Here is a 22,459-nt window from a genome sequence, read left to right as displayed (position 1 = left end):
GCCTTTAATGATTTCTTAATACATAAATGTTAGGATCAAGTTGTAAATTTATACAGTTAAAAAATGCCTCCTATGAAAGTTATGATAAGAATTGCTGTAGTTCTGTTTATTTCTCTTTCTTTTCTTCTGACAGGCTACAGCCAGGAAGTGAAAGTCAAAGGCAGTTTTCCATACAAACAACAGGGACTCACTGAAAAGGAGGCCATTGTACATCTGCTTAGCCGTTTTACCTATGGTTTTGATGAGCAACAGATCGAAAAAGTAGAAAAGCAGGGATTGGAAAAATGGTTTAGACAACAGCTGGAGGGCAATATCAAGGACGAACGGCTAAATAACCTGATGAGTAATTATGCAGATGTATTATTGAGCAATCGCGCAATTGATTCCCTCTATCCGCGCTCAGCCCGCGTCCGCAGACAAGCTGTCAAGGAAGGCTTTATTTCAAAGGATTCTATTGATAACAGCAAGCATTCTTATAAAGAAGCGATTCGAAAATTTATGGAAGTCAAAGGTTACAGACCTGAAAACGAATTAAATCGTCAGTTTCTGGCTTCTAAAATAGTACGAGCTGTATATAGTCAGAATCAGCTTCGCGAAGTAATGACCGATTTCTGGTTTAATCACTTTAATGTATCTTTTACTAAAGGGCAGGCGGCTCCGTTTATACCCAATTATGAGGCTTATGTCATCAGACCCAATGCTTTAGGAGATTTTGAGGATCTGCTTCTGGCAACAGCTAAAGCTCCGGCTATGCTGATGTATCTGGACAATTTTTCAAGTGTTGCCGATAATCCCAAAAGCAAGGGAAAAAAGGGACTAAATGAAAATTATGCACGTGAACTGATGGAACTGCATACGTTGGGTGTAGATGGAGGATATACACAAAAAGATGTGACAGAAGCGGCTCGTGTCCTCACAGGCTGGACCATCTATCCGATGCAAGGCTATGGAAATGTACAGAAGGAGAATATCGCTAACAATAAGAATAATGTAACGGATGGTGATTTTTTGTTCCTGGCTAACCGCCACGATAAAGGAACAAAAACAGTATTAGCCCATACCTTCAGCAATAAGGGGTATGAAGAGGGTGTGGAATTATTAAAAATGCTGGCGTCAAAACCACAGACAGCAGAATTTATCGTTCATAAACTTGCTGTTCGGTTTGTATCCGATAATCCTTCTCCGGTATTGGTAAACCGTATGAAAGATGCTTTTCTAAAAAATAACGGCGATATTTCAGTTGTATTGACAATGATGGTGTATTCTCCCGAATTTTGGGATAAGAAAACGATTGATCAGAAAATAAAAACCCCTTTTGAGTTGGCAATCAGTGCCGTCAGGGGATTGGATGCAGATGTGAACAATCCTGTCAAGCTTAATAACTGGGTAACCCGAATGGGAGAACAGAAGTATCATTATATCGCTCCTACAGGTTTTCCGGACAAATCAGATTATTGGATAAATACAGGGTCTTTATTGAACAGAATGAATTTCGGACTATCTTTTACTTCGGAAAATAATTCAGGCGTAGAAGTTGATCTGATGCGGGTGACTGGTGGCAGAGAACCAGAAAGTGCTGAACAGGCACTGGAAGTATTTGGTCGTAAGCTTTTGCCGGAGGTGGATATAGATGTGCTGAAAAAGAGACTGACACAACAGGATCTGCAAGAGAAAGTATCAGCAGCCTCGCAGAAAAACAGAGACAAAAGCATGATGCAGGATGATCGTGCACAGGAACAGAAGATAAGTACAAAGAGTAAGAATCAGACCAATGCTATGCTGGCACAAATTGTAGGACTCATTATAGGTTCTCCGGAGTTTCAGCGGCGATAATAATCTAAGAAGATGTTAAACAGACGGGCATTTTTAAAAAATTCAGGGTTGGGCCTATTCGGAATCGGCTTAATGGGAGGTATTCCGGCTTTTTTAGCCGAAGCAGTTGCCAGAGAAAAATTGTTGAGCCCCTACAGCAAGCGTAAGGTGATGGTCTGTATTTTTCAACGTGGTGCTATGGACGGATTGATGGCTGTAACGCCATTTCTGGATACCCATTTGCAGGCTGCACGTCCGGATTTATTTTTATCGGCGGCAAAATCGGAAGGAGCATCTGCACTGATTGATCTGGACGGAAAATACGGGCTGCATCCGGGGATGAAAGCATTTGAGGAAGTCTTTCGTGAAAACCGGCTGGCCATTGTTCACGGAATGGGATCTCCTAATACCACACGTTCCCATTTTGATGCGCAGGATTATATGGAGTCAGGTACGCCTTTTGAGAAAAATACCAGCAGCGGGTGGTTGAATCGTGCAGTCGGATTATTGGGACATGATAGTCTGACTCCTTTCTCAGCAGTCAGTATAACGGCAGCGCTACCCCGATCATTATATGGTCAGCATGAAGCTCTGGCAATCAGTGATATTAAAAATTTTAAGATACAGGGCAAAGGGGTGACTTTTAATCAGAATGCAAGGAGCTTTGAAGATCTGTATGATAATACAGTGAATGAAGTCTTGCGTGATACCGGTAAAGAAAGCTTTGAAGCGATGAAAATGTTGCAGAGTAATGCCGTTAAAAATTATGAGCCGGCCAATAATGTAACATATCCTGGAAGTAGTCTGGGTAAGTCTCTGAAGCAAATTGCACAATTGATCAAAATGGATGTGGGTCTTGAAGTCGCCTTTACAGAGAGTAACGGGTGGGATACACATTTTAATCAGGGAAAGGATACCGGGATTTTTGCGCGTAATGTTGCTGATCTTTCCAATTCAATAATGGCTTTCTGGAAAGATATCGAAGCATATCAGGATGATGTCACCGTGATGACAATGACAGAATTTGGCCGGACTGTATATCAGAATGGTACAGGAGGTACAGATCACGGACGCGGATCCTGCAATTTTATTCTGGGAAATCAGGTGAATGGTGGAAAAGTGCACGGACATATGGATGAACTGGCAAAAGAAAATCTGGAAGACGGGCGTGATCTTAAAGTAACAACCGATTTCCGGGCTATTTTTTCAGAAGTTGCTGACAGACATCTGAAATTAAATGATGATAAAATATTATTCCCCGATTGGGATGGAAAGTCTATCGGTGTAATGAAGGCATAATGTTTGCTTGATGAGGAGAAATAATATTAAATTATGATCAGATTTATTTTCTCTTCGATTCTTTTAGTGATGAGTTTGACGGTACAGTTGTCTGCCCAACAGACATTACCTGTAAAACGTCCGTTGCTTGTCCCTTTTCAGGTTAACGGAGAATATGGGTTAATGGATACATTGGGAAATGAGGTTAAAGCACCGGGTTTTTGTGCATCTGTTAAAGTATATGGTGATTTTTCATATTATGTCATTATGGATAAAGATGCGAAAGACAACTATATGTATTGGCTTATGGATACGCAGACAGGCAAACCTGTTAATATGGGTACTCTCAAAGATAGCAGTCCGTTAATAATTATAGATGACATTGCTTATTACCATTTTGAAAAGGATAATAAGACTGTAATCGCTTCTCCGGTAAACCATCAAAGTTTCACACTGGATAAGATTTATTCCAAGGTAGAAGCTTTTAGTATTTATGATTCAAAGAGAAACAATAAGACACAATACCTTGCTGTATATGATACAGATAGAAAAGGGACGATTATCTCAGTGGCAGATCAGTTTCGAAAAGTTACAACAATTCCTTCATTTGAAAAATTAGAACTTATTAGTGGTACGCTTGATGAAGGATATTTACGTTATACTTTTCCGGTAGGCTTTGCTGTTGACGAAATAGCTCCGAAGGAAGCACCTGTTGTACCTGTGAAGGCCGCTGTAAAGAGTAAGACCAGGAAGTCGAACAGGCTGGAACCACCTGAAGCAATTAAACCACCGGAAATGTACAATTCGACATATCCGGATGAAAACTGGAAAGCTGTTATCTATGATAATCAATTAGTCCGTAAAGGAGAGAGCCTGACCACTGATTCTGCGTTGACTTCGCTGTTTGGGGTAAAAGTAAGACTGTCCCGTAATATTCCGGGGGACGTTTCTGTTGGTTTAGGTATTATAAAGGCCGGAATGGGAGGCAATCAGGGGGAAGAATTAAATGATGAATTTGCAATCAGACAGCTTACTAAGGAAGTATCAGGCGGGGCATACCGCGAAATCCACTACTTCGGACATATAAACAAGGATAATACCTTCACTGAACTGATCTCTCAGGATGATGCACAGTTTACCTGGGCCTATCAGAACAAATCTCCATTGCTTTCTATCCGTTACTATAAAGAGGGGGGAAAGGTCACTGCCTATTTTGATTTCAATGGTGTCGTATTACCGAAAAATAAATTGATGGTTCCTGCAAAATATTATACCGGCAGCATGAGCCCTTACTTATTCTGACCGAAACAGGTGCCGTAAAAAAAGCTGTTCCACAATTGTGGAACAGCTTTTTTGTTTCAAAAATCAAAATAGATGATCTAGCAGTACTCGTCAAATGCAGCAACCAGATTGTCTGCTATCATTTGTGCCGGGCGACCTTCGATCATATGTCTTTCAATCATGTGTACCAATTTACCGTCTTTGAAAAGAGCCATTGCCGGCGATGACGGAGGGTAAGGCAACATGTATTCACGTGCTTTATCTACAGCATCTTTTTCCATCCCTGCAAATACAGTAACAAGTTTGTCAGGATGTTTCTCATTTTTTACAGCCGCTTTAGCCGCAGGTCTTGCATTTGCTGCAGCACAACCACATACTGAGTTTACAACTACAAAAACAGTTCCTTCAGAAGGAATTGCCGAATCTACTTCTGCAATGGTTTTTAACTCCTGGAAACCTGCATCCGTAAGCTCCTTACGCATGGGTTCAACTAAATATTCTGGATACATTTCTTCTCTTTTTTAATTAAATATTTACAAATATAAGGCACTTATACTCCTCCGTCAAGTTTATACTCTCAAATGAATGTCAGATTTGTAAATGCCAAAAAGCTAATGTTTTGAATTGACTGTCGTTAATGGTATTTTTGTATTCTAAATTTTAAAAGAGAAAATAATTATGTCATCAATAGAAAGCACGTACGTACCGTACAAAGTTAAAGATATCAGCCTTGCAGAGTGGGGCCGTAAAGAAATTGAACTGGCAGAAGCTGAAATGCCGGGATTGATGAGTTTGCGTGAGGAATTTGGCGCTGCCAAACCACTTAAAGGAGCTCGTATTGCAGGATGTCTGCATATGACTATTCAGACAGCGGTATTAATAGAAACTTTGGTAGAACTGGGAGCAGATGTGACCTGGTCATCATGTAACATCTTTTCTACTCAGGATCATGCGGCGGCAGCTATTGCAGCAGCGGGTATCCCTGTGTATGCATGGAAAGGAATGAATGCGGAAGAATTTGACTGGTGTATCGAGCAAACATTGTATTTCGGAGAAGATCGTCAGCCTCTGAATATGATCCTGGATGATGGTGGTGACCTGACAAATATGGTGTTTGATAAATACCCCGAACTTATCAGCGGTATAAAAGGATTATCCGAAGAAACGACTACAGGTGTTCACCGTCTGTATGAGCGTATGAAAAACGGAACATTACACCTCCCTGCAATTAATGTAAACGATTCGGTTACAAAATCTAAGTTTGATAATAAATACGGTTGTCGTGAATCATTGGTAGATGCTATTCGTCGTGCAACAGATCTGATGCTGGCCGGTAAAGTCGCGGTAGTCGCAGGTTACGGAGATGTGGGTAAAGGTTCTGCTGAATCTCTGCGTTCAGCCGGAGTACGTGTTATTGTAACAGAAATTGACCCGATCTGTGCGCTTCAGGCAGCTATGGAAGGATTTGAGGTTAAGAAATTTGCTGATGCAGTAAAAGAAGCTAATATCGTGGTGACTACCACCGGAAATAAAGATATCGTGCGTGCTGAGCATTTCAAAACAATGAAGGATAAAACTGTAGTATGTAATATCGGACACTTTGATAATGAAATTGATGTGGCCTGGTTAAATACAAACTACGGTAATACCAAGATTGAGATCAAACCGCAGGTTGATAAATACACCATTGATGGTAATGACATTATTTTACTGGCAGAAGGTCGTTTAGTAAATCTGGGATGTGCTACAGGACACCCTTCTTTCGTGATGTCCAACTCGTTTACTAATCAGACGCTGGCTCAATTGGAACTGTGGACTAACACAGCTGCTTATGAAAATAAGGTGTATACTTTACCAAAACATCTGGATGAGAAAGTTGCGCGTCTTCACCTGGCAAAAATCGGTGTGGAATTAGATACTTTAACGGAAGATCAGGCGGCTTATATCGGGGTTACGGTTGACGGTCCTTATAAAGCGGATGCTTACCGGTACTAGGAGATTATCCTCATAAACAAAAAGAGCTTCATCTTAATTTTCAGATGAAGCTCTTTTTGTTTATCGGAATTCTTCTATAGCTTTCAGGGCATTCTTCAATCTCTCTTCTCCTAATCCTGAAATAAGACTATATCTGGCTTCTAAGCTGTCTAATTCTTTTTTCCAGACTGCCAGGAAATGCTCCCGTTCATTCGGAAAATCACGAAGAGGATCATCTTCCCAGGGCAGGTCGATATCCATCAGCAGATACAGGTCATAATCTCTGTGTCTGATCTCATTTTTAACTTCTTCCGGAGTATTTCCAAACAGATAATCACACCATACCTTGACGGTTAGAATCGTAGTGTCGCAGATCAGGATTTGATGTTGAGAAAGTGGAATAAGGCTATCCTCCAGCGCAATCTGTCCATAATACATATTGACTTCATCCTGCAGAGTATATTCATTTTTTAGATTTTTGCAATATTCACGTGCATATTCCGGTACACATACTGTATTGAAATGTCTGGCTATGGCTTGTGCAATGGTCGATTTTCCTGTAGATTCCGGACCTACCACTGCTATTTTCTTTAAAATCTGATTCGCCATTCTTTATATTTCTCTTAATAAAAGCAAAGATAAAAGAATAACTGCTCTTTCACCCTCTTTCTTTAGCGGAAGCGCAGCAGGTGAAACCAGTTATATTATCTTATTCAGGACATTAAATACGTCTTTTTCCAGTCTTTATATCCGTTCCAGGCAATGACTGCAAATGCAAGATACAGGACTGCTGTCAGTAATAAATCCTTATGATAGTAAAGCGGGATATAACAGATGTCTACAAATACCCATAGCAACCAGTTTTGCAATACTTTTCGGGTCATCAGGAATTGAGCCACGAAGCTTACAGCCGTACAGAAGCCATCAATGTAGGGTACATCCGAGTTTGTCTGATGATCAAGAAAAGTTCCGAGAGCTGCTGTCAGAAGCAAAATGATACCTATGGTCCATACCATCTGACGGTTTGTAAAGCTTACAATAGGTTTGTCGGCTTCTTTTTTTCGTTTGATCCAGTAATACCAGCCGTATACCGCAGTTCCGAGAAAATAAATCTGTAATACTGCATCTCCGTAGAGTTTGCTATGGTAAAAAAGGTAGGCGTAGATGGTTACACTGATGATGCTGACAGGCCAGTTGAGGATATGTTGCCTGGCGGCAAGATAGACGCAGAGAAATCCGGTAATTGTGCCTATCCATTCGAGTAAAGAAGTCTGGACAAACTGCCGGGCAATTTGCTGAAAAAAGTCTTGCATACCTCTATTGCTTATCGCGAATAAAGATACAAAGTAAAGTTAGAAATCCTACTTTAATACGTTACTGTACCAGTTTATTGGCACAATTTGTACTGGCGAAGGATTCCGGTTTTGCTTTGAACACAAATCCCATTCCCATAATATAGCCCATGGCTTCTTTGAGTGCAACGTTGGATTGGAAATTTGGATTGGTGTTGATGTCGGCGTGGACTTCGAGATCCACATGGTATTGATCGAGGAGGGGGCAGAGGTGGTAGGCGATTTCTATGGATTTCTGAACTTCAAGAAGCATCCGCTCTTTAATGCTCATGAGGTGGGTTCGTTTGTCTTTATGGATGAACATGAATCCGCCTTTGTGCTCTCGGAGGAAGACGATGACTGTCGCGAAGTCGATGGTCCCCCGTTTGACCTGAGAGTCGGTGCCGATGTAAACCTTGAGTTTGTTGCCGAGCCTTGTTTCCCGGGCAATGATTTCTTCAACGGCATCTGTAATAGGAATGCGAATGTATTCGCCATTGTATTTTTGCCAATTCATAAAATATAAATTTTAGTGGTGAAAAAGAACGAATGATATAATAATATAAATGTAAGTGTTGTGTCTTGATTTTTAACATTTTAACTGCTAAATAATTGTTAATTAATTTCGTGCTTAACGTAAACTTTACGCTCTTGTTAGAATCAGTAGTTACTGTTTCTTACTCTTTATTTCCATAGGCCAGATCACCTGCATCTCCCAGTCCGGGTACGATATATGCTTTGCTTGTAAGTTCATTATCCACTGCTCCGATCCATAATTGTGCTTCCGGAAGAAAAGCTCTGACGTGCTGGACACCTTCTTCAGATGCAATGACCACTGCTATATGCAATTCTTTGATATTATAATCCGCAAGAAGATCTTTACAACAGAGGACCAGACTGCGACCTGTGGCCAGCATAGGATCTGCAATAATCACAACACGATCATCCAGATTTGGGGTATTGGTATATTTTTTATGGATCTCAAACTCTCCGCTCTTCTTGGTGTGCCGGTATGCTGCAATAAATGCATTATCGGCCTGATCAAATACATTCAGGAATCCCTGATGAAAAGGAAGGCCGGCACGTATAATCGTGCCCAATACCGGGTAATCCGAAGGGACATGTGTGTCAGCAACACCTAAAGGAGTGTCTACAAAATGCTGACGGTATTCCAATGTCTTGCTGATTTCGTACGCCATGACTTCACCTATGCGTTCAAGATTGCGTCTGAAGCGCATTCTGTCCTGTTGTATTTTTACATCTCTGAGTTCTGTAATATACTGGTTGGCAATGCTGTTTTGCTTTGTAAGAATCGTCACCATAATAGTTGTGTTGTTTGTTACTCAATATACACAAAAAAACGGATTATTGTTTGCCGTTGCCGGGATTTGATGCTTCGATAAGTTGAGAAAATTGCGTATTTTTATGTTTTATAGATGTACGGCAAATGAAATTCAAATTAACTTCTGAGTACCAACCCACCGGGGATCAGCCTCAGGCTATTAAAGAGTTAGTCGCAGGGGTAAATGACGGCGAAACATATCAGACTCTTCTCGGTGTTACAGGTTCGGGAAAAACGTTTACTATTGCTAATGTAATCCAGGAAACACAAAAGCCGGCATTGATTCTCAGTCATAATAAGACACTGGCCGCCCAATTGTATGGAGAGTTTAAACAGTTTTTCCCGGAAAACTCAGTTAATTACTTTGTCTCGTACTATGATTATTATCAACCCGAAGCGTTTATTGCGTCTTCCAATACTTACATTGAAAAAGATCTGGCCATAAATGAAGAAATAGAGAAGCTGCGGTTAGCAACTACATCTTCCTTGATGTCGGGCCGAAGAGACATTGTGGTCGTATCGTCTGTATCCTGTATTTATGGTATGGGAAACCCCGAAGATTTTTCCCGTTCTATTTTCCGTTTTGCAGTAGGAACAACTATCAGCAGAAATGCATTTCTTCACAAATTGGTGGAGATATTATATTCGCGTACAACTGCCGAATTTAAAAGAGGTACTTTCCGTGTAAAAGGAGATACAGTAGATGTATATCCGGCCTATCTTGATTATGCGATTAGGGTGTCCTTTTTTGGAGATGAGATTGATGAATTGAGTGCAATCGATCCGGTCTCTGCCAAGACAATCAATAAAATGGAAGATCTGGCTCTGTTTCCGGCCAATCTGTTTGTTACACCGAAGGAAAAATTTACCCAATCGATCTGGGCTATTCAGGATGAATTGATGCAGCGTAAAGCCCAACTGGAAGATGAGGGAAAGATGCTGGAAGCAAAGCGTCTTGAAGAACGTGTCAACTATGATCTGGAAATGATGCGTGAACTGGGGTATTGTTCGGGTATTGAAAATTATTCCCGTTTCTTTGACGGACGCCAGCCCGGAATGCGCCCCTTTACGTTGCTGGATTATTTCCCGGATGACTACTTATTAGTTATTGATGAAAGTCACGTTACTATTCCTCAACTTCGCGCCATGTACGGAGGTGACCGTTCGCGTAAGGTTTCTTTAGTAGAATATGGCTTCCGTCTGCCTGCAGCTTTAGATAACAGACCGCTTAATTTTCCTGAATTTGAGTCGTTGACCAATCAGACCATCTATGTCTCCGCTACACCCGGTGATTATGAGTTACAGCAAACCGAAGGAGTTGTTGTAGAGCAGGTGATCAGACCTACCGGATTGTTAGATCCTGTTATTGAAGTGCGTCCGGCTATTAACCAGGTGGATGATTTTCTGGAACAGGTGGATAAAACAATTAAAGAAGGTGGCCGTGTACTGGCTACTACTTTGACCAAGCGTATGGCAGAGGAACTGACCAAATATATGACACGCCTGAATATTAAGGTACGCTATATCCATTCCGAGGTGAAAACCTTAGAACGCGTGGAGATTCTGCGTGGCCTCCGGCTTGGCGAGTTTGATGTATTAGTCGGCGTCAATTTGCTTCGTGAGGGACTTGATCTGCCGGAAGTGACTCTGGTTGCTATCCTGGATGCAGATAAAGAAGGATTTTTGAGGTCGGAGCGTTCTCTGATACAGACTATAGGGCGTGCTGCACGTAACGATAAGGGACGTGTGATTATGTATGCTGATAAGATGACGGACAGTATGCAGATCACGATAGACGAGACAAACAGACGTCGTGAAAAGCAGATGAAATACAATGAAGAGCATCATATTACTCCACGCACAGTAGGTAAGACAAGAGAAGAAATTATGGAACAGACTTCTGTTGCTGATTTTAACGGTATGGAACCTAAAATATATGTGGAGCCGGATCCTACGGTAGCTGTGGCTGCTGATCCGGTGATGCAGTATCTGAGTGAGAAAGATCTTAAGAAAGCTATCGAAACGACCAAGAAACGTATGGAAAAAGCAGCGAAAGAAATGGATTTCCTTGAGGCTGCCAAGCTAAGAGATGAGATGTTCTCGCTGGAAAAGGCATATGACGATCGCTTTACTTCCTAACAGTTGTTTGTTGATATTTAATTTTTAATTGCGAAATAATTTGAAGTAAAGATAAATATTTGGTATATTCAGATTATTATTGCCGTTGTATTCCTGAATAACTACCGTTATTCATAAGGGTTTTCCCCATTTAAGCCAGGACTTTTAAAAAAAATATGCTGTTATATGATGTTCATCATGTAACAGCATATCTGCATACCCCATTATTTTACTTTTTAGCCTGTTATAAATTATGAAAAGAAGAGCAAAACTTTATTTAGGACTATTTCTCGCATGGCATGTACTCTTTTCGTGCAGCAAGTCTGTTTCTGTTCCCGAAGGAAGGGAATCTTATCGTGTAGACTTTGTTTTATCCGGTTTTACGGCCTCGGTTTCTTCTCTGGATAACGGCCTGAAACTTGTTGCTAATTCCGGAAACAATGTAATATCCGGAGAGCAACCGCTATACTTCTGGTCTTTTAACAACGGTACCTTGAGACCTGATCTCGCATTAGATGAAGATGGAGTACAATGGACAGTCACACCCAATAATGTAGATTTTGTAGCGGGAAAGGCTTATGGGGAATACAATGCAGGACGTGCAGCATCTTTCAGAGGCGTGACACAGATAGAGATCGCTATACCATTGAAAGATGTGAAATCTTTAAATCACTTAGCTTTTAATGTCTCAGGGTCAGATACCGGTCCTAAAGCATTGGATCTCTTATATTCTGTTGATAACGGACTTACGTTTGTTGGGCTGCTTTCGGACTATGATATGAGCAGTATAAAGGGAACAGCCTGGGGAGATATTACGGCAGACCTGACCAAATTGCAACGAACTGAAGAAATCCAGAAAATCATCTTCAGACTTGTTTTAAAACGGGGTAACAATGGGCAATTCAATGAAAAAACGGGAACTATCCGAATCGATAATATGCGGCTTTCAGGATCTTATGACGGAAAGATTGTAACGGTAAATCCTGTTTTACGTCATTTATACTATCATATCTTCAATAGTCAGGATCGAAAACTTGTAACAGAAGGTAGGATAGAGCTTGAAAGAAATTCATTGGAAATGAACCTGCCACTGACACTGGCATCCGGAAGTTATGATGTATCTTTTGTTCTGAGTCAGGCAGTTAAAACGCTGACTCTTCCGCGTACGATCAAAACAGCGGATGATTATTATCTGTATAATACTTTTGATAATTCTGATAACCAGGTTTTCGGTGAAAGGATTATGAGCCTGAAAGTAGGGGAAGATTTGAAAATTCCTCTGGTATTACAGCGTTATTATTCTCAGGTGAAATTTGAATTTACAGATAAAGCTGATCTTTCCGAAGTCGGAAAAATAGAAATTGTACAGGAACACGAACTGCCCTATTATGTGCCTTTTAGTGAAGCCAGATTTCCGGACCTGTCCGATGGATCAGCTATTATATTCTATCCCGAATTTGGTAAAACGGAACCTGTACTGCAATTCAATCAGTTTCTGGGGTATCTCCCGATTGCCAGAGACATAGGATATGCCCTGAAAGTATATAATAAGGAGAATAAGATTATACGGGAATTTTCAGTTTCCTCTACATTAAAGCATAATATGAAACTGACTTTCAAAGGAATGTTGCTGGAAGGTTTTTCATCTAATGCTAACTTCGCGATTCAGCTTAATGAGGAATGGGGAAAAGATGTGGAACAAAAATTTTGAGGCTGGGTTTTGGACAAATACATCGGAGCTGTGTAGCATTTGGTATATGTTGTACGTTTTATGTAAAAAAACCTACTAATATGAAAATAATTCAAAACCTATTTGTTGCTTGTCTGTTCTTGCTGTTATTATCCTGTGAAAAAAGTGAAGAGAAACAGTCCTCCGCAGAGCCTGTTACCATTTCGCTTATGGAACGTGCTGATGGCTCTGCTAAAACTCTCCATTTAATTAATAAAACGGTTAAGATCTTTAATTGTGGTAATTATTACCTGAACAGCGATTTTAAACTCCAGAACGGAACAATTGTTTTAAATTATTATGATGTCAAGTCTCCGGATGTCTGCCTGACAAGTTTGGGGCCGGCGATTTCTCAGTTTGATCTGGTGAATCTGGAGAATAAAAGCTATCCTGTAGAGGTAAACTTAGGCGGAGAGCAGATTAAGGGGAAACTGGAAGTGACGGCTAATGATTATACATTAACTCTTCCGGAACAGCAGATGGTAAAAGTGCTTTATCCTAAACTGAATCGTGTTCCTGCACATATTATTTTTGGTTTTGCCAGATCTACAAAGGAGAAAGCTGCGATTGTTGATCAGTTTTTGACTGAGTTACAAAACAAAGGTGCTGTTGCTGTGCAATTGCCTTCAGGGAAATATACCATGTTTGATGTGGATAACAGTGGAAAAGTAATGATGGACCTTAGTGCATATAATTTAGCTAAACCATTTGCGCTGACTTACAGGGGGGATGTCGAGACGTTGAAGACCTTGGTTAAAAGCTATAAAACAACTCATGGAACTGATTTTGATACTGAAATCCATTTTTCGGATGGTACGGAGATCTATTCCTTTAAGCTGTAATTCTTCAGAAAACTTTATATTAACTGAACTTCACATCCCTGCTGTTGACAAGAATGCCATCAGCAGGGATGTGATTTATTTTATCCATTCTTTTACATATTTTGCTTGTTTTGTGTCTTTAACTTTTTAATTTTAGGGATTAATGTCAGGCAGAGATAAAAGAGCGGAGTAATAAAATGAAAAAACCTATACTGGTTGTCAAGTTTGGTTCAGCGGCAATCACATCTAAAGACGGTGAAATAGATGAACGGATTGTGCTGGAGATAGCTCGGCAATGTGCAGAGTTACAACAGAAATATAATATTGTACTGGTATCTTCAGGTGCTGTAGCTGCCGGTAAGCGATTTTTACCCAAATATTCCGGTACACTTTCCGAGCGTAAAGCTGCAGCGGCTATCGGAAATCCATTACTGATCCGTACATACAGTACTTATTTCCGTCCCTACAAAATTGCATTGGCCCAAAGCCTTTGTGAAAGGCAGCATTTTGCGAACCGGGATCAGTTTTTACAGTTGAAAAGTACGTACGAAGAACTCTGGAAAAACAATATTATTCCGATCGCCAATGAAAATGATGTCGTCAGTAATAAGGAGCTTAAGTTTTCTGACAATGATGAACTGGCGACATTGATTGCTGTAGGATTTGGGGCAGAGCAGATTTTATTCAGTACTTCAGTACCCGGAGTCATGGATGCTAACGGAAAGGTGATCACAGAGATCAAAGTTGTAGACAAGGAAGCCTTGTCTCTTGCCCGAAAAGATAAATCTTCTGTAGGACTCGGAGGTATGACTTCTAAGCTCAATTTTGCGCGTTTAGCAAGTCAGATGGGAATCCGGGCCGTCATTTTCAGCATGCAGACAGAAAATGGACTGCTGAAAGCTGTAAAAGGTCAGACAGGAACGGTCTGTCTTCCTCAGTCTAAGCGGGTATCTTCGCGTAATAAGTGGATTGCCAGCGGCAGTCTGATCAAAGGCGAGGTACGTGTCGACAGTGGTGCTGTGGAAGCTCTTCAGAAACGTAAAAGTTTACTGGCGGTAGGCGTTAAGGATATTATTCAGGGGTTTGAGGCAGGAGAAGTTTTTCATATCTCGGATGAAACCGGATTGAAAATCGCTGTTGCAAAAGCCCGGATAGATGCATCCTCTCTTACAAACCTGGATCAGAAAAAGAATGTAGAACTGGCGCATGCCAATGATATTGTACTCTTATAACGTGGAAAATATTACCTCACAGCTGTTGGCTGCCCGTGCGGCAACTCAGGCTATTCAACATATTCCTGCTGAGAAAAGGGCGCAGGTACTTATTCAACTGGCAGATGTGCTGGAACAGCATGTACCGGAAATTTTAGATGCTAATCAAACGGATCTGGATGCTATGGATAAAGAAGATCCGAAGTATGACCGATTGCTGCTGACTGCAGAGCGCATTGACGGACTATGTTCCAGCTTACGTGAAATAGCTATACTGGAAGATCCTACGGGTAAGCTGCTTTCTTCTAAAAGACTGGAAAACGGATTGTTAGTGGAAAAGAAGACGGTCGCCTTAGGTGTCGTCGCGGTAATCTATGAATCCAGACCTAATGTATCCATCGATGTGGCGGCTCTTTGTATCCGGTCAGGTAATGTGTGTCTGCTGCGTGGTGGTAGTGATGCCTGGCATACCAATACGGTGTTGGTCAAACTTATCCGCAAGGTACTGGCTGATATGTCTGTTGATCCGGCGGTCGTACAGCTCCTGCCTACAGCCCGCAAGTTCGTAACTGAACTGCTGGAAGCTACAAAATATGTCGATATTATTATTCCCAGGGGCTCACAGTCACTTATTGATTTTGTGCGTAATCATGCTAAAGTACCTGTTATCGAAACCGGTGCAGGTGTGTGCCATACGTATGTGGAGTCAACAGCAGACCTGGATAAAGCTGCAGCTATCGTTGCAAATGCGAAGATTAGTCGTCCTTCTGTCTGTAATGCTCTTGATACGGTATTGGTGGATCGGGAGATTGCAAATACGTTCTTACCTAAGCTGGTAGATGCTTTTTCAAAAGCAGAAGTGGAAGTTTTTGCTGACAATACTGCTTACGAAGTGTTAAAAAATGAGCGTTATCCGTTTTTAAAGCATGCAGAAGAGTCGGATTTTGGTCGTGAATTTTTAGATTTGAAATGTTCAATCAAAGTATTGGATAACACGGAAGAGGCATTGGATCATATTGCTTTGTATTCATCCCGGCATTCAGAATGTATTATCTCGAATGATGCGGAGAAAATTGAACGTTTTATGAATAGTGTCGATGCTGCTGCTGTGTATGCAAATGCGTCTACACGATTTACCGATGGTGGAGAATTCGGACTTGGAGCAGAGATCGGTATCTCTACTCAGAAACTTCATGCCAGAGGTCCTTTTGCGTTGGAAAAATTGGTTACGGAAAAATGGTTTGTGACCGGAGACGGACAGATCAGATAAGTTTTAAAAAAATAAATGGGAATTAGATTTGAGAAAGACTCGTTGATGAATTGGATGAACGAGATCGGTAAGTATCTTCGATTGATCACAGATAAGTTTACAGCCTTTGATGAACCGGAAGATCCGGATTTTTTTGATAATGGATACAGTACATTTTTCGGAAAAGACAGAGCTTTTTTTCTGAATCAGACTTCTGAATCTTTACAGGCTTATTTTCAGCAGGAACTGGAAGTAGAACAACTTCGTCCACTGGCTCTTATTCTGATGAACGATGGTCTTCATACTGCAGATACAGAACAACAAAAGAATCTGTTGACTAAAGCGAAGCAAGTATTGAATTATGTGATGTCACAAACTTCGAGTTTTGCTTTTGAGGATTATGCTTATCTGTCAACTATTGACAGTAAGCTCAGCTAAATTTGGTTGTGTCTTCCTGACAGAACAGGAAGACATAACTAAATCCGGTAAAAGAAGGCTTGAACCGGATTTTTCTATTCTTATAATATATCGATACGTTTCCCATCCCAGCTGACAGCCTTGACTGCAGTTGTTCCCTCAGGCAGATGTACAATCGTCTGTGCTGCATCTGCTGATCCGGCTCCTACAAAAGCGATTTTAACTAATTTATCTCCTGCAAAAGTTTCAAAGGCAACAGCATTCTGCCATTTGCTGTTATCAACAATGATTTTTTTATTTTCTTTTGTATACCCGGAGCCTTTGGTGCCGGAAACAGCTAATTTATTTTTATAGGCTTGTACACTGTTGGCTGTAATATAATGAAGTACAGACGTATTCGGCTTCGGATATTTGGCAGCGTAGGTTTTGACCTGTTGAATATCATTTGGTGTAATGGTCATTTGCGCACAGGTATAATCATCTACCCACAGATCTATTGGGATCAATAGTCCTGATTGTTCGAAAAAGTCGGTCAGATCAAGTTTTCCAGCATCACAGGCATTCTTTATAAATTCAAGCTGATAATAAGCGTCCGGTTTATCTTTTGTTGTGGGCGCATTAATGGCTTTTGTAAAAATATCACCGTAGAAGTTTTTGTTTTCCCATGTATTTCCTTCTCCTGCAACGTTGAAGTATAATTGTAACTGCCATAGCGGTACTAATTTAACGAAATGGTCTCCACCCCAATCGCGGGGACGCTCTCTGTCCCAGCGGTCCGGACCGGCCTGTGTCAGCCAGGGTTGGCGATGAATAAATGCGGATTCCATATAAGAAGTAATACGACCTCCGATCTTTGGCTCATCATAATCTTTTAACTTCTCACGTTCCAGTTTGGGTTGATTCTGGTTATAGATATATTGTGTCCAGACCGAATAAATGTTATTTGTAACCTCGGTAGTTCCTACCCATTTCATATTTGGTCGAACCTGGTTTACATGTCCAAATTCATGTGCTACACCCCATGAATTTTTTCTGAGCCCTGCCACATTGGCTACATCTTTCATAGTATTGTTATGAAAAGCTGCTCCAATACCATCTGCGTGCATAAATCCTTTCCAGATAACACGTCCAAACATTCTGTTTTTCGGAATACGGTTTGTTTGCTTGAGCCCCATCAGCTCATGTTGTATACCAATAATGGAGTCATAGAGTCTAACCAGTTCCACACCCTGATGAGCTGCATTGGTTTGCAGGGATTGAACGGCATAAGCCAGTTGCACCTGTTTGCCGACGATGTCCAGTACAGGGGCTGTTGCATTAGCCAGCAAGTTGTCCCAGTCTTCATTTGTATGTTTGCTGATATCAAAGATGCCATTCACTTTTCCGGAAAGGATATGTATTTTCACCTTGTTGTTGCCGGCTTTGTCGGGAGTAAAATATTGAATATAGGAATTCCCTTTATTTTCTATTTTAAAGGCATTATACCCTTGCGTTAAGGGATAATCTTTTTGTTTAAATTCCTCATCATCCCAGTTGGTTACACGTAATGAAAGCTGTGTGGCATTTGTTTTTTCTACCCATAGTACGGCTGAATCTCCTTCCGAAAAATATATACCTGTTGGATTTTCATATTGGGAGTAGGGACTTGTTTTAAGTTTCTTCGCCAATGTCTGAGGAGATTCGTAATTGCTATATTCACGGTAGCGTTTATCCAGGGGATAGTTTTTATTATACAATTGGGTAGCTACATTTTTAAGTGTAGGATTCTGAATCAGATCGATCTGTTTTTCGCTGATATTCTTTTTAAGAGTGGTCAAAGAAGCATCTTTGAAAATGTCTGCTTTTCTGTTCTGTGCATAAGCGATACTGATCAGGGAAAGGCAAGTAATAAGTAGTCTTCTCATCATAGGTTTTGGATCTTTGAAAACCAAATATATCTAATCTGTTTTCAATTTATGCAGTCCGTTGCTGATCAATCGATTGCACTATTTTATCCTCCTGAAGAAAAGTATACGGAGAGGTTAGTCTTCTATAAAAAGTAGTGTTCCAATACTGACAGCAGCGCTGGAATACCCGGATTTCTGTTTTTTGGATTCCATATCAACGACAGTTGGCTACGTTGCGGAATATCATGCAGTTCAATAAAGTTGACAGGTACATCATAGCCAATCCTTAGAGAGCTGGGGACTATGGCCACCCCCATACCTTTTTCAACTAATTTGAATATACTAAGTGCATTAACTGTTTTGTGATGTACATTCGGCACGAATCCATGATCCCCGAATATGCTCATTACCAATTCGTAATAAGCATTACTGTAATCTCTCGAAAATAAAATGAAAGCTTCATTTCGGAACTGCTGCAGGGAATGGAAGTTGTCTTGCTGAATAGGATAGTTTTTGGGAATAACCAGTGAAAAAGGTTCCTCTGTGATTTTTTTGAGCACTAATCCGCTAATGGGAGTGTCCATCCGAACAAAACCAAAATCGAGTTTGTTGTGCAGCAGGTATTCAACCTGTGTGTTGTTTGGAAGCTCATTCATGGCAACTTCAATCAACGGGTGTTCCTGATCCAGCTGATAAAGCAGATCAGGCATGATGCTTTGGGCAGCTGATCCGATAAAACCAATGGATAGTTCTGTGATCTTACCTTCAGCTCTTTTTTTGATCTGGGTTTTGATATTATCCAGTTGATTGAGAAGAATATCTACCTCTGATTTGAGATATTGACCTGCATTTGTCAGTTGTACAGATCGTTTTCCTCTTTCAAATAAAACGGCGCCATATATTTCTTCCATCTGTTTGATCTGCCGGGTCAGCCCAGGTTGGGAAATAAATAAACGCTCGGCAGCTTTCCGGAAATGTAATTCTTCCGCAAGTGTACTGAAATAAATAAGGTGTCTTAGTTCTATTTGATTACTCATGGTTATCAATTATTGATAATATTGGTATTTCTAATTATCAAATATAGCAGGTAAATTTGATAAAGGACAATTTATAGTTATGCATATTTATTATACTGTATGCATATCATCCATTATAAAAACTATATAACGATATGATTAAGCCACTATTTCATTACGGAGAAGATCATCTAAAGGTTTCTACAGCCTTGGCGATAAGCAATGGACAATATACAGGTATACTTACTGAAGAAAGTCGTGAGCGCATCAGGAAGAGTGCCGGGTTGGTAGAAAAGATAGTATCTTCTGATCGTATTGTTTACGGTATCAACACCGGCTTCGGGCCTCTTTGCACCACACTTATCAGCCGTGAAGATACCCGTTTGCTGCAGGAAAATATTCTTAAGAGTCATGCTGTAGGGGTTGGTGAACCTATTGCTGTTGAATTATCTAAACTCATGCTGATCCTGAAAGCGCATGCTTTGGCCAAAGGATTTTCGGGAATACAGGAAAGTACGATTGATCGTATTATCTGGCATATTGAACAGGATGTGATTCCGGTGGTACCTAAGCAGGGATCTGTAGGCGCCTCGGGGGATCTGGCTCCTTTGTCACATTTGTTCCTGCCTTTGATTGGGTTGGGGAAGGTGCATTATAAAGGTGAGATACGTTCGACAGGGGAGGTACTTGCGGTATTTGGTTTAGAACCTTTACATCTGGCAGCAAAAGAAGGTCTTGCACTGATTAACGGAACACAATTTATTGCTGCTCATGCAGTCAAAGGAGTGGAAACGTTTCATCAGGTACTGATGCAGGCGGATTTGATAGCGGCTTTGATGCTGGAAGGAATGAATGCATCTATAAAACCATTTTTCAGGGAGCTGCACGAACTCAGACCATATGCGGGGAATCAATTTGTCGCAGATACTATTTATCATTTACTGGAAGGATCTGAGATTGTGACCTCTCATGCGAATTGTTCACGCGTACAGGATCCCTATTCCTTACGCTGTATTCCTCAGGTTCATGGTGCTTCACGTACAGCCTGGCTGCATCTGAAAGAACTGGTGGAAACAGAAATCAATGCTGTGACGGATAATCCTGTTCTGATTAATGAAGATCTGACGATAAGCGGCGGAAATTTTCACGGGCAGCCTTTGGCAATGGTCTTAGACTATGCCTGTCTCGCAGCCTCCGAAATCGGAAATATTGCAGACAGAAGAGTATATTTATCATTGGAAGGAGATACGCCTAATGTTCCTAAGCTGCTGTTACGTTCTACGGGACTGAACTCCGGCTTTATGATTTTGCAATACACGACAGCCGCTCTTGCGAGTGAAAATAAAGGACTTTGTTTTCCGTCAAGCGCTGATAGTATTCCAACATCTCTGGGACAGGAGGATCATGTGAGTATGGGGTCTATTGGAGGAAGAAAATTGCTGCAAGTGCTGGATAATGTACAAAAGATACAGAGTATAGAATTGCTGTGTGCTGCACAAGCTCTGGATTTTCATCATCCGCTGAAACCTACACCTGTTGTGGCAGCTGTACATGCACATGTACGATCGGCAATTCCTCATCTGGAAGAAGATCAGGCTATGTCGGAAATTATGGAAACAGCACAGGCATTGACATACTCTGGTGAACTTATAGCTGTAGCAAGAGCAGCTGCGAAACAGGAAAATAAACCTTATCCGGGTAAGGGAGGTAATTTATTTGATGAATTTTAAGATATGAACAACGAAAATCAATATCGCCTTACAGGGCCTTTCAGGGAAGTGCTGACAATGACTGATTTGCCGTTAAAGGGCGCTCTGCAGGATCAGCAACTTCATATTGAGAAAAATGCCGGTATTCTTATCAAAGGAGACCGGATAGAACGTATTGCTGATTTTGAATTGTTACGGTCCGAATCGTCATATCCGGATTTGCAGCTTACGCTTGTAGAAGAAGATACTGTCGTGATCCCAGGAATGATCGATGTGCATACACATATCGCATTTGCCGGTACGCGGGCCAACGATTTCGCCCTGCGTAATGCAGGAAGTTCTTATCTGGAAATTGCAGAGAGCGGAGGTGGTATCTGGAGTACGGTCAAAGATACCCGTGCTGCTACAACTGATGATTTAGTACATCTTATTCTGGAACGGGCGGCAGCACTGATTCGTCAGGGTATAACGACCATTGAGGTGAAGAGCGGATATGGTCTGAATGTCGAAGAAGAGCTTAAAATTTTACGTGCCATCAAACTGGCTGCTAAAACCTGCAAAGCGAAGCTGATTTCTACCTGTCTGGCTGCACATACTTTACCAAAGGACTTTGAAGGGAGTCATGAAGCATATTTAGAGATACTTGTAAAAGAGTTATTCCCTGTTCTTAAGGAAGAGCAACTGAGCAACCGTATTGATGCATTTGTGGAGAAAAGTGCTTTCTCTAAGGAACAGATCAAGCCGTATTTTGAGGCTGCCCGGGCGTTGGGGTTTGATATCACGGTACATGCAGATCAGTTCAGTACTTCCGGAAGTGAAGTTGCTGTGTCATTTGCTGCCAGAAGTGCAGATCATCTGGAGAGTTCGGGATCTGCCGAAATAGAGTTGCTGGCTGCTTCAGATGTTATTCCTGTTGCTTTGCCGGGAGCATCTATGGGTATAGGATGTGCCTTTACACCGGCAAGAAGATTGCTGGATGCAGGCGCCAGTCTGGCTATTGCCACAGACTGGAATCCGGGTTCGGCTCCAATGGGGCATTTGCTGACGCAGGCATCTGTACTGGCTTGTTTTGAAAAACTGAGCAATGCAGAGGTATTTGCCGGTGTAACATACAGGGCTGCTGCGGCTTTGGGATTGTCCGATCGGGGCTTATTGTCCAAAGGTGCGAAGGCTGATTTTGTGTTGTTCCCTACGGATAGCATTAAAGAGATTACCTATCATCAGGGCCTGCTGGCGCCTGCACAGGTATGGATAGACGGAGCAGTTGTTTTTGATCATAATTAAA

General features: G+C 41.2%; 19 protein-coding genes. 12 read left to right on the top strand and 7 right to left on the bottom strand.

From position 1 onward, the window contains the following. Positions 1-72: 72 nt before the first annotated feature. From HMPREF0766_RS18935 to HMPREF0766_RS18925, 3 genes are read left to right on the top strand one after another with little or no spacing between them, the layout of a single operon-like run. A complete protein-coding gene (locus HMPREF0766_RS18935; RefSeq protein WP_236590596.1) occupies positions 73-1,833 on the top strand; it encodes a DUF1800 domain-containing protein in 1,761 nt (586 codons plus the stop codon). Between the two features lie 12 nt (positions 1,834-1,845). Next, on the top strand, positions 1,846-3,111 hold the full coding sequence (locus HMPREF0766_RS18930) for a DUF1501 domain-containing protein (protein WP_003000879.1): 1,266 nt from the start codon (positions 1,846-1,848) through the stop codon (positions 3,109-3,111). Between the two features lie 33 nt (positions 3,112-3,144). Beyond that, positions 3,145-4,392, top strand: a complete 1,248-nt coding sequence (locus HMPREF0766_RS18925) for a hypothetical protein (protein WP_236590595.1) — start codon at positions 3,145-3,147, stop codon at positions 4,390-4,392. A gap of 77 nt (positions 4,393-4,469) precedes the next feature. Here the strand turns inward: HMPREF0766_RS18925 and HMPREF0766_RS18920 are convergent, their stop codons facing one another. After that, positions 4,470-4,880 carry a BrxA/BrxB family bacilliredoxin gene (locus HMPREF0766_RS18920; protein WP_003000873.1) on the bottom strand — a complete coding sequence of 137 codons (411 nt, stop codon included), beginning with the start codon at positions 4,878-4,880 and terminating at the stop codon, positions 4,470-4,472. Positions 4,881-5,049: 169 nt separating this feature from the next. On the opposite strand from HMPREF0766_RS18920, the gene ahcY reads away from it, so the two are divergent. Then, positions 5,050-6,366, top strand: a complete 1,317-nt coding sequence (gene ahcY / locus HMPREF0766_RS18915; protein ID WP_003000870.1) for an adenosylhomocysteinase — start codon at positions 5,050-5,052, stop codon at positions 6,364-6,366. A 60-nt stretch (positions 6,367-6,426) separates the two neighbouring features. Here the strand turns inward: ahcY and HMPREF0766_RS18910 are convergent, their stop codons facing one another. The 4 genes from HMPREF0766_RS18910 to upp form a co-directional block, all read right to left on the bottom strand. After that, complete coding sequence (locus HMPREF0766_RS18910) at positions 6,427-6,954, bottom strand: AAA family ATPase (protein WP_003000867.1); 528 nt, start codon at positions 6,952-6,954, stop codon at positions 6,427-6,429. Positions 6,955-7,058: 104 nt separating this feature from the next. Next, entirely contained in the window at positions 7,059-7,658 is a 600-nt protein-coding gene (gene pnuC / locus HMPREF0766_RS18905) for a nicotinamide riboside transporter PnuC (RefSeq protein ID WP_003000865.1), read from the bottom strand. Positions 7,659-7,719: 61 nt separating this feature from the next. Further along, positions 7,720-8,193 carry a ribonuclease H-like YkuK family protein gene (locus HMPREF0766_RS18900; RefSeq protein ID WP_003000862.1) on the bottom strand — a complete coding sequence of 158 codons (474 nt, stop codon included), beginning with the start codon at positions 8,191-8,193 and terminating at the stop codon, positions 7,720-7,722. A 160-nt stretch (positions 8,194-8,353) separates the two neighbouring features. After that, positions 8,354-8,998, bottom strand: coding sequence for a uracil phosphoribosyltransferase (upp, locus tag HMPREF0766_RS18895; protein ID WP_003000859.1), 645 nt, complete (start codon positions 8,996-8,998; stop codon positions 8,354-8,356). Positions 8,999-9,123: 125 nt separating this feature from the next. Here upp and uvrB point away from each other — a divergent pair, with 125 nt between their 5' ends. From uvrB to HMPREF0766_RS18865, 6 genes are all read left to right on the top strand, one after another. Next, complete coding sequence (gene uvrB, locus HMPREF0766_RS18890; RefSeq protein WP_003000858.1) at positions 9,124-11,157, top strand: excinuclease ABC subunit UvrB; 2,034 nt, start codon at positions 9,124-9,126, stop codon at positions 11,155-11,157. A gap of 232 nt (positions 11,158-11,389) precedes the next feature. Then, positions 11,390-12,847, top strand: a complete 1,458-nt coding sequence (locus HMPREF0766_RS18885) for a hypothetical protein (RefSeq protein WP_003000855.1) — start codon at positions 11,390-11,392, stop codon at positions 12,845-12,847. A gap of 80 nt (positions 12,848-12,927) precedes the next feature. Then, entirely contained in the window at positions 12,928-13,707 is a 780-nt protein-coding gene (locus HMPREF0766_RS18880) for a hypothetical protein (RefSeq protein ID WP_236590594.1), read from the top strand. 176 nt (positions 13,708-13,883) lie between these two features. Beyond that, complete coding sequence (gene proB, locus HMPREF0766_RS18875; RefSeq protein ID WP_003000847.1) at positions 13,884-14,918, top strand: glutamate 5-kinase; 1,035 nt, start codon at positions 13,884-13,886, stop codon at positions 14,916-14,918. Continuing rightward, complete coding sequence (locus HMPREF0766_RS18870) at positions 14,899-16,167, top strand: glutamate-5-semialdehyde dehydrogenase (protein ID WP_003000844.1); 1,269 nt, start codon at positions 14,899-14,901, stop codon at positions 16,165-16,167. The genes proB and HMPREF0766_RS18870 overlap by 20 nt, the downstream gene beginning before the upstream one ends. Positions 16,168-16,182: 15 nt before the next feature. Next, positions 16,183-16,584, top strand: a complete 402-nt coding sequence (locus HMPREF0766_RS18865; protein ID WP_003000841.1) for a hypothetical protein — start codon at positions 16,183-16,185, stop codon at positions 16,582-16,584. Between the two features lie 80 nt (positions 16,585-16,664). On the opposite strand, the gene HMPREF0766_RS18860 is transcribed toward HMPREF0766_RS18865, so the two are convergent. Together HMPREF0766_RS18860 and HMPREF0766_RS18855 are read right to left on the bottom strand one after the other, a co-directional pair. After that, a complete protein-coding gene (locus HMPREF0766_RS18860; protein WP_003000838.1) occupies positions 16,665-18,470 on the bottom strand; it encodes a M60 family metallopeptidase in 1,806 nt (601 codons plus the stop codon). Between the two features lie 122 nt (positions 18,471-18,592). Next, the gene (locus tag HMPREF0766_RS18855) at positions 18,593-19,486 is read right to left on the bottom strand and encodes a LysR family transcriptional regulator (protein ID WP_003000834.1); all 894 of its coding nucleotides are present in this window, start codon (positions 19,484-19,486) and stop codon (positions 18,593-18,595) included. A 134-nt stretch (positions 19,487-19,620) separates the two neighbouring features. On the opposite strand from HMPREF0766_RS18855, the gene hutH reads away from it, so the two are divergent. Beyond that, complete coding sequence (gene hutH, locus HMPREF0766_RS18850) at positions 19,621-21,195, top strand: histidine ammonia-lyase (protein WP_003000831.1); 1,575 nt, start codon at positions 19,621-19,623, stop codon at positions 21,193-21,195. A 3-nt stretch (positions 21,196-21,198) separates the two neighbouring features. Then, the gene (hutI, locus tag HMPREF0766_RS18845; protein WP_003000829.1) at positions 21,199-22,458 is read left to right on the top strand and encodes an imidazolonepropionase; all 1,260 of its coding nucleotides are present in this window, start codon (positions 21,199-21,201) and stop codon (positions 22,456-22,458) included. Position 22,459 lies beyond the last annotated feature (1 nt).

Origin of the sequence: Sphingobacterium spiritivorum ATCC 33861, from assembly GCF_000143765.1 — a bacterium.
In the GTDB taxonomy this organism is placed as follows: domain Bacteria; phylum Bacteroidota; class Bacteroidia; order Sphingobacteriales; family Sphingobacteriaceae; genus Sphingobacterium; species Sphingobacterium spiritivorum.
Note: the sequence above shows the minus strand (reverse complement) of the source record. Positions and strands in the feature narration are given on the sequence as shown.